This is a genomic window from Streptomyces sp. NPDC021562 (assembly GCF_040640875.1).
GTDB lineage: Bacteria > Actinomycetota > Actinomycetes > Streptomycetales > Streptomycetaceae > Streptomyces.
Map to the genome: position 1 here is coordinate 76,050 of NZ_JBFACN010000034.1, position 8,007 is coordinate 84,056.

The following is an 8,007-nucleotide window of genomic DNA, read 5'->3' on the forward strand; positions in this document are numbered from 1 at the left end:
CGCCGAGGAACACCACTGGCGCGCCCACACCGCTGGCCGAGCTGTTCCTTCCGCAGGCATGGCGCCGACACCCCATCTATGGCGTCCCGGACCGCACCACACCGACCCCGTCCGCACCTCCGACCCGGAAGACGTCGCTGCCCTGTATCGGCAGATGCGGAAAGCGTTCGAGGACGGCAAGAACGAACCCGGCGCCGCCGACTTCTACTACGGCGAATGCGAGATGCGCCGCCACGACACCACCGGCACCTCAAAGGGCGAACGCCGCCTGCTGTGGGCCTACTGGTTGCTGACCGGCTACGGCCTGCGCGCCGCCCGCGCCTTCGCGTGGCTGTTGGCCACCATGAGCCTGACCGTGCTGCTCCTGCTAGGCGTCGGCCTGCCCACCCACGATCCCGACCCCGCTACCAGCGGCACCCTGCACGGCAGCAGGATCAGCCGCAGCACCAGCACCCCCGACCCTGCCCTGCACGGTGGCTGGTCCCGGCGCGTGACCTTGGCCCGCACGGAGAAAGCTATCCGCGTCGTCGTCAACTCGGTGATCTTCCGCTCCAGCGGCCAGAACCTCACCACCGCTGGCACCTACATCGAGATGGCCGCCTTCTCGGAACCCACCCTCCTTGCCCTCGGTGTCCTCGCCATCCGCGGACGCATCAAACGCTGACCGCGGACCCCGGCGGCGCCGCGTTGGCCGATTGCCGAATCATACCGATCCGCAACGGGCCACCGCCGTTTGGTGGGGCGACGTCGAAGTCCACGCGGAACCCGGCGGCGAGGGAGGCGATGGCTATCACGCTGCGCTTCTTCATGCCCCGATCAACTGCCGGACCCGATCCGGGGTCACGCAGCGGCAGGCGGCTTCGGCGGGACCTCCGATGATCGCCGACTCTTGGACTGAACCAATGGCAACAATCCCACACGACCGCTCCTCTTCCAACACGCTCCGACACGTCCTAACGTAAACGCGCAACGATGACGGGAACATGACTTCATCCCACCTTTGTGTGTTCGGAGGAACGTAACGATGCGTCACCCGCACACCCGCCACACCCGCACATCGCGCCGGAGATTCGTCGGAGCGCTCACGGCCGGGCTGCTGTGCACCGCCGGTCTCGCCGCACCGGCCGTCGCCGCACCCGCCGCCCGGACCGCGGCGCCCACCCTCGCCGACGGCCTCGCCCTCACCCCGCCGATGGGGTTCAACAACTGGAACTCCACGCACTGTCGCGCCGAGTTCAACGAGTCCATGGTCAAGGGGATTGCGGACCTGTTCGTCGACAAGGGCCTGAAGGACGCGGGCTACCAGTACGTCAACCTCGACGACTGCTGGGCCCTGCCGAACCGTGACGCGGACGGCCGGCTCGTCCCGGACCCGGTCCGGTTTCCGAACGGGATCAAGGCCGTCGCGGACTACGTGCACTCCAAGGGCCTGAAGCTGGGCATCTACACCAGCGCGGGCACCAAGACGTGCAACAGCGCCGGCTTCCCGGGCTCGCTCGGCCACGAGTACAGCGACGCCCGGCAGTTCGCCGACTGGGGCGTCGACTACGTCAAGTACGACAACTGCAACAACCAAGGCGTGGACGCCAAGTCGCGCTACACCACCATGCGCGATGCCCTCCGGGCGACCGGGCGGCCGATCGTCTACAGCATCTGCGAGTGGGGCGAGAACAAACCGTGGGAATGGGCCGCCGACGTCGGTCACCTGTGGCGCACCACGGGCGACATCAGTGACAACTGGGGCTCGATGCTCGGCATTCTGAAGCAGAACCTGCCGCTCGCCCCCTACGCCGGCCCGGGCCACTGGAACGACCCCGACATGCTGGAGGTGGGCAACGGCGGCATGACCGACACCGAGTACCGCAGCCACTTCTCCATGTGGTCGATCATGGCAGCCCCGCTGCTCATCGGCTCGGACCTGCGCAAGGCCACCCCGGCGACCTTCGACATCCTCGACAACAAGGAGGTCATCGACGTCGACCAGGACCCGCTGGGCAAGCAGGGAAGGGTCGTCTCCTCGGAGGGTGGCTGCTGGGTCGTGGCCAAGGAGATGAAGGACGGCACCCGCGCGGTCGCCCTCTTCAACGAGACTGGCACCGCCCAGCACATCTCCACCACCGCACAGGCCGTCGGCCTGCCCGGCGCACGCGCCTACACCCTGCGCGACCTGTGGCGGCACAGCAGCTACAACACCGCGGGCACGATCTCTGCGACCGTCCCCGCGCACGGCACGGCGCTGCTGCGCGTCTCGGCCGACCGCTCCTGGGCCACCCACCCGCCGGACGTCGAACTGGGCCTGAACGGCAGCCCGTTGGTCGAGGCGGGCACAGCGGCCACGCTCACCTCCGTCGTCACCGACTGGGGTCGCACGCCGGCCGTCCGGGTCTCGGTCTCGCTCACCGGCCCCGACGGGTGGACGCTGCGCGCGGCCTCCCGCAGGACCACCGCCGTGCTGCCCACCGGTCGCTCCCTGAGCACCAAATGGACGGTCACCGCTCCGCAGGGGACAGCGACGGGGTCGTACGACCTGACGCTGAGGGTGAGTTACCGCTCGCCGACCGGGCTGCGTGCCCAGGAGACCCTGCCGCTGAGCGTGTCTGTCGTCGTCCCGCCGCCGTCCGGAACCTCCGGGCTCGGCGACCTGCCGTGGCTTTCGGCCACCAATGGCTACGGGCCGGTCGAGCGCAACACCAGCAACGGGGAGAGCGCCGCGGGCGACGGACACCCGATCACCATCGGCGGGGTGGTGTATGCCAAGGGCCTCGGCGTCCACGCGGAGAGCGCGGTCGAGTACTACACCGGCCGATCCTGCGAGACGGTCACCGCGGACGTAGGGGTCGACGACGAGAAGGGCGCCAATGGCACCGTCGCCTTCGAAATCTGGGCCGACGGCACGAAGGTCGCCTCGACCGGCGTCCTGACCAACGCGATGCCCGCCCAGCCGCTCACCGCGGACGTGAGGGGCGCTCAGGTGGTCCGGCTCGTCGTCACCGACGGCGGGGACGGCATCGACTCCGACCACGCCGACTGGGCGAACGCACAGGTGAGCTGCTGACACCGGCAGAACAACAGGTGACCTGGCGACACCTGAGGAGCAGGTGAGCTGCCGACACCCGAGGGGGGATGTCGGCGGCCCGCCTGAAGCGTTCCTGCCGCCAACGCCTCCGGCAGCGCCTCTGGACCGTGGCCGCGTCCGCCCGCCAGGCGAGCGCGGCCGCGGCCGCTCTTACCGGCCCGGCGCCCGTGGCCATCTGGGCGGGCGTGATCTCCAGGCGCTGCAACGAAGGACAGGGTGGCGTTGCGGGCGACGCTCGGCAGTGCTGGGAACTTCTCCCGCAGCGCGGTCACGTTCGCAGCCGCCTGTCGGCTGAGTTCGAGTGCCAGCGGCGTGAACTGGTCCTCGGCGCGGAACAGCTCGGAGCCGACCCGGACCGCGTCCACGTGGAAGGCTAGGTGGCCCACGTCGTGCCACAGCCACATCGCACCGACGTGCAGACCGCTGCCGTCAGTGCGTGGGGGGGAATTTCCCAATCCCCGGCCACCACCCGTGATCAGCCGCGCTTCTTGCCGAACACGCTCCACCAGCGGTTGTCCCGGCAGATCCGCCATGCGGTCCGGTCCGCCATCGCGGTCCCCGAGCTGCGGGCTTCGTCGGCCAGGAAGCGGTAGCCGAACTCGGGATGCTCGCGGTGGGCGTCGAACAGCGCGTTCGCGCGATGGGCCTCCTCCAGCACGGCATCGGTCACCGGCTGGTCCAGCCAGCGGTAGTAGGGCTGTCTGGCGAGCTTGAGCACCCGGCACGTCACCGTGACCGGCACCCCGTCCACGGCCAGCTCTTTCACGAGCGGGTAGATCCTTTTCCCGGCAGATGCGCTTGCGACAGATAGGCCGCGGCCCGGCGCAGGACCTCGTTCTCCTGCTCCAGCAGCTTGATCCGCCGGCGCGCTTCACGCAGTTCCACGCTCTCCTGGCTGGTCACCCCGGGCCTGGCTCCGTCGTCGACGTCCGCACGGGCATCCATTTCCACAACGTCATCAGGTGGACTCCGAAGTCGGTGGCCACCTGCTCGACCGTCACCCCCGGGCCGCGGTTCCTCGCGACTCGCACGACGTCCTGGCGGAACTCTTCCGGATAGGGCTTGGGCACAGCGACATCCTTCCCACCTGCCCCACAGGGCAAGCCAGTTCAGATGTCACCCGATCGTGCACCAGACCCTCAAGTCCGGGCGTCGCTCATCATCATGAGATGGGGGAACAGATGGACATGGCGCGGCTGCGGAGGCTGATCGACGGCGTGCTCCTCACGCTGTACAGGCGCTACACCGCGAAGGAACTGCCGGCGCTGTGCGAGCGCCTCGGCCTCCCCCGCCCAGTGCGGGTGACACCAAGCACGAGCGCGTGGTGGCCGGCCTGAACGCCTGCCCCGACGACCGCCGGCCAGATGTCGCCGACGCCGTTCTTGAGCAGGAAGAGCTCGATCAGGCCGAACGCATGGCGCTGCAGGACGTTCTGTGGCTCGGCCGCCACTACGTACAGATCCCGAGCCGGACCAGGCGCGAGCTGGCCAGAGACTTCGATCTCTCCAATCACCTCGGCTACCCGGACCGCTTCATGGCGCTGCTGGGCCGACTGTGGCACCTGGACAACGACCCACTGAGCGGGTGGGCCACCTCCGCCAACAGCCTCCGCGGCCAGATCAACCGCCACGTCATCAGATTCCCGGGTGATTGGTCGGCCGAGGCGGCCGGCGGGGTGCCGTCGATGCTGCTGAGGCCGCCGGGCTCGCTGCGCACGTACGTCAGCACGGCCCCGCTGCACTATCCGCCGTCCATTCGGTGGCAGAGCCGCGTGTGGGCCGACGAGGACGGTGATGAACCGGCGGATCTCAAGTGCGTTGTGGCAAAACGGATTTCGTTCGACGTGTGCGGCGCGTGTGATTGTCTGACGCTTGAGCACCAGTGGTGGGATGGCACAGCCCCTGTGAGGGGGGAGAACAGACACCGGGTGCCTTCTGGCATCGGGGGCGCAGCGGCTGTCCCACGGGCGGGCGCCTTCTCCGCAGCCGACCGGCATACAGATCCGGTTCGCCTCAGGTGCCGAAGGCGTGCGTCATCAACACTGCTGGCCGCCCCGACCGGGCACAGGACGCCCACCGTCACTCCCGCCACGGCCGTTCTGCATCCGTGGTTCGGTGGCGTCCTTGGAGGCCGGGTCGGGGCTGGAGGGGCGTTCTGCGGCCAGGGCGATGATGCCGAGGACGAGGGTGGCGGCGGTGCAGGCGAGGAATGCGGTGGACGTGGTTGTGGTGTCGAGGAGAGCCGCGGCCAGCAGGCCGGCGACGCCGTAGCCGAGGCCGGCGGCCGCGTAGAGGATGGAGAACCCGGTGGCCCAGGCCGTCTGGGGGAGTTGTTCCTGCAGGGCGAGGTTGCGGAGGGTGAGCAGGGGGCTGTACAGGGTGCCGGCGAGGGCGAAGACGAGCGCGTAGGTGAGGGGTTGGCCGCTCAGGCCGGGGATGGCCAGGGCCGCGGTCATGAGCAGGAGCATGCAGGCGCTTTGGGCACGCATACCGCCGGGCCAGGTGCGCGCTCCGTAGACGAGCCCCGCGACGATGCTGGTGACGGCGAATGCCGCGAGGACGGGCCCGGCCAGGGTGGGGGACGAGCCCACTGCCTTGAGCCGGGCGGGCAGCAGGACGTCGACGGTGCCGATGAGGAACATGATGGCGGCGGACAGCAACGCGGTGGCCCAGCTGCGGCGCAGGATCTGCGTCACCTTCGAGTCGTCCTGCTGGCGGGGGTGGGCCTGGGAAGGCGTGGGGCCGTGGGGGATACGGTGCGCCGCGGCGGCGGGGACGGCCACGAAGACAGCCATGGCGATCAGGGTGCCGGACGCCGTGGAAAGGGCGTACAGGCCGGATGTGAGGGGCGGTGCGGCTGCGCGGACTGCCTGGGAGAGGGATGTGTCCAGACTCAGCGCGCTGGCTCGGAGGTCCTCGGGGGTGGCCGCGGACAGCTGGGCGCGCATGCCGCCGGGTGCTCCGGATCCGGTGGCGCCGGCGAATGCCACCAGGACGATCAGGACGGCCGCGGGCGTACGTCCCGCAGTGACGGCGAGCGCAACGTAGCTGATGGCGTTGGCCGTCAGGGTCCAGCGCAGGACCGGTACGAAGGGCCGGGTGTCGAACCACCGGCCCAGCATCGGCGCCGCGGCGGCTTCGCCGAGGGCGTAGACGGCTGCCAGTGTGCCGCCGAGGGTGAACGAGCCGGCGCTGTATCCGGCGAAGACCAGGGCGAGGGGCGCCATGACGACGGGGGCGCGGGCCAGGGCGGCGGTGACGTACCACAGGCGGGCGCCGGGCAGGGCGAGCACGTTGCGGTAGCTGGTGCGGGTGGTGGGCACGGTGGCGGTCATGGTGTGTCTCAGCAGGTCGTGGCGGTCTCGGTGAGTCGCTTCTCGGCTTGGGCGGCGGCCTGCGGAGTGGGTCCGTAGGCGAGGTACTGCACGGTACCGGTGTAGGGGACGTCGTCGACCAGGAGGAGCACTCCGGAGCCGTTGGTGCCGTCGAGGTCGGGGTCGCGGCTGATCGCCCAGGCGAGTTTCTCGAACGAGGTGACGTGCAGGTCGTTGCGCGTGAGCAGGGTGTACCGGTTCAGGTAGTCCGGGCCCAGGACCCGCTGGGCGGCGAAGTGCATGTGGGTGCAGCCTCCGACGCGGGCGTTCACCTCGTTGAAGAGGATCTGCCCGTCGGGGGTGAGGATGGAGTCGCAGTTGAGGTAACCGCGGTAGCCGGTGGTCTGTAGGTAACGGCCCATGGCCGTCGACCAGTCCAGCATGAGGTCCCGCACCTGGCCGGGCAGATCGGCGGCGGGTACGGCGAACCCGTTCCACGTAGGTTCCATGCGCATGTCTCCCCAGTTGAGGACGGCCGGGGCGGCGGGTGGTTCGCCGATGGCGACCTCGCTGTAGAGGACGCGGCTGTGCGGGTAGTAGGCCTCGGTGACGGTTTCCGCCCGGTCGGTGCCGAGATGCGGTGTGAGCAGGCCTCGCAGGGTGTCTTCGTCGGCGCCTGCGGGGACGTGGCAGGTGGTGGCCACGCCGATGCCCGGGGTCTGCGCGTCGGTGGTGACCAGGAGGTTGCCGCGGCCGCTTGCGGCGTTGTCCTGTTTGACGATGACCGATCCGGTCCGGGTGAGGAGGTCGTGGACGGCCGAGATGGTCATGGTGGGGGTCGAGGAGCTACGCCCGGGTGCGATGGGCACACCGAGGCCGGTGGCCCAGATGCGGAAGTAGAACTTGCTGTTGAAGGCGTCGCTGCCGCCCTGGGCGAAGAACGGGGGGTTGGCCGTGTCGGCCAGGCCGAGGTGGTCGCCGAGCTGGGCGACGGCGCGGTCGTGGATGTAGGGGACGACGGTCCACGCTTCGGGGTGGGTGATGCGATGACGCAGCTGCTCGGCGAGGGCGGGGTCGAGGAGTTGCGCGGAGTCCAGGAAGCCGGTTTTCGTCGCGGGGTGCTGAGGGGTGACGAAGGTGATGGTTTCCGGGTCGAGGCCGAGCGTGGCGGTGAGGTAGGTGCGAAACGCGTCGGTGAGCGGGCGCGAGGACAGGAAGATGTCGCCGTCATTGAGGAGCCAGGCCGTGAGGGTGGAGACGGCGTGCTGCTTGTGGATGGCCTTGGGCGCCAGGTGGCGTGCCGGTACGCCGCTGTACTCGGCTGTGGTGTTGCCGATGACGAGCTGTGGCATGTGGGGGTTCCTTCTCCTTGGGGGGTGGGCCTGCGACAGCGGTACGTCCGCTGTCGCAGGTGTCGTTGTTTCTGGGGGTCGCCGGGGACCGGCAGGATGCGGACCGCTGGGGGTGCGGCGGGGGTTAGTGCTGCGGGTGCTGTGGTCAGCCCGTACCCGGCCGTGGCGAGTACCACCGTTTACGCTGTCTGTACGCGTTTGGTACGCGATATGTGCGCTTCACGCTAGGGTTGGGGCTGGAGGTGCTGCATGTCCGAGCTGTTCGA

7 protein-coding genes and 1 pseudogene are annotated in these 8,007 nt (G+C 69.5%); 3 read left to right on the top strand and 5 right to left on the bottom strand.

The genetic code is table 11. The annotated features are described in order from the left end of the window. Positions 1-154: 154 nt before the first annotated feature. Positions 155-664 carry a hypothetical protein gene (locus AB0G52_RS35985; protein ID WP_361342624.1) on the top strand — a complete coding sequence of 170 codons (510 nt, stop codon included), beginning with the start codon at positions 155-157 and terminating at the stop codon, positions 662-664. Here AB0G52_RS35985 and AB0G52_RS35990 read toward each other — a convergent pair. After that, positions 654-809, bottom strand: a complete 156-nt coding sequence (locus tag AB0G52_RS35990) for a hypothetical protein (RefSeq protein WP_361342627.1) — start codon at positions 807-809, stop codon at positions 654-656. The two genes, AB0G52_RS35985 and AB0G52_RS35990, sit on opposite strands and share 11 nt — an antisense overlap. 215 nt (positions 810-1,024) lie before the next feature. Here AB0G52_RS35990 and AB0G52_RS35995 point away from each other — a divergent pair, with 215 nt between their 5' ends. After that, positions 1,025-3,055 carry an NPCBM/NEW2 domain-containing protein gene (locus AB0G52_RS35995; protein WP_361342630.1) on the top strand — a complete coding sequence of 677 codons (2,031 nt, stop codon included), beginning with the start codon at positions 1,025-1,027 and terminating at the stop codon, positions 3,053-3,055. 496 nt (positions 3,056-3,551) lie between these two features. Here AB0G52_RS35995 and AB0G52_RS36000 read toward each other — a convergent pair whose 3' ends face one another. Both AB0G52_RS36000 and AB0G52_RS36005 read right to left on the bottom strand, forming a co-directional pair. Next, entirely contained in the window at positions 3,552-3,842 is a 291-nt protein-coding gene (locus AB0G52_RS36000; protein WP_361342633.1) for a hypothetical protein, read from the bottom strand. Further along, positions 3,839-4,021, bottom strand: coding sequence for a hypothetical protein (locus tag AB0G52_RS36005; protein WP_361342636.1), 183 nt, complete (start codon positions 4,019-4,021; stop codon positions 3,839-3,841). The genes AB0G52_RS36000 and AB0G52_RS36005 overlap by 4 nt, the downstream gene beginning before the upstream one ends. A gap of 469 nt (positions 4,022-4,490) precedes the next feature. Here AB0G52_RS36005 and AB0G52_RS36010 point away from each other — a divergent pair. Next, a pseudogene (locus tag AB0G52_RS36010) lies at positions 4,491-4,679 on the top strand (hypothetical protein); the annotation flags it as partial. Positions 4,680-5,111: 432 nt separating this feature from the next. Here AB0G52_RS36010 and AB0G52_RS36015 read toward each other — a convergent pair. Then, positions 5,112-6,410, bottom strand: coding sequence for an MFS transporter (locus AB0G52_RS36015; RefSeq protein ID WP_361342639.1), 1,299 nt, complete (start codon positions 6,408-6,410; stop codon positions 5,112-5,114). A gap of 8 nt (positions 6,411-6,418) precedes the next feature. Then, positions 6,419-7,741, bottom strand: coding sequence for a hypothetical protein (locus AB0G52_RS36020; protein WP_361342642.1), 1,323 nt, complete (start codon positions 7,739-7,741; stop codon positions 6,419-6,421). Between the last annotated feature and the right edge of the window lie 266 nt (positions 7,742-8,007).

What these genes read in the sequence shown, in the direction of transcription:
- AB0G52_RS36015 (WP_361342639.1), bottom strand. Translation starts at nt 6,410, where the DNA reads ATGACCGCCACCGTGCCCACCACCCGCACCAGCTACCGCAACGTGCTC.
- AB0G52_RS35995 (WP_361342630.1), top strand. Translation starts at nt 1,025, where the DNA reads ATGCGTCACCCGCACACCCGCCACACCCGCACATCGCGCCGGAGATTC.
- AB0G52_RS36005 (WP_361342636.1), bottom strand. Translation starts at nt 4,021, where the DNA reads ATGGATGCCCGTGCGGACGTCGACGACGGAGCCAGGCCCGGGGTGACC.
- AB0G52_RS35985 (WP_361342624.1), top strand. Translation starts at nt 155, where the DNA reads ATGCGGAAAGCGTTCGAGGACGGCAAGAACGAACCCGGCGCCGCCGAC.
- AB0G52_RS35990 (WP_361342627.1), bottom strand. Translation starts at nt 809, where the DNA reads ATGAAGAAGCGCAGCGTGATAGCCATCGCCTCCCTCGCCGCCGGGTTC.
- AB0G52_RS36020 (WP_361342642.1), bottom strand. Translation starts at nt 7,741, where the DNA reads ATGCCACAGCTCGTCATCGGCAACACCACAGCCGAGTACAGCGGCGTA.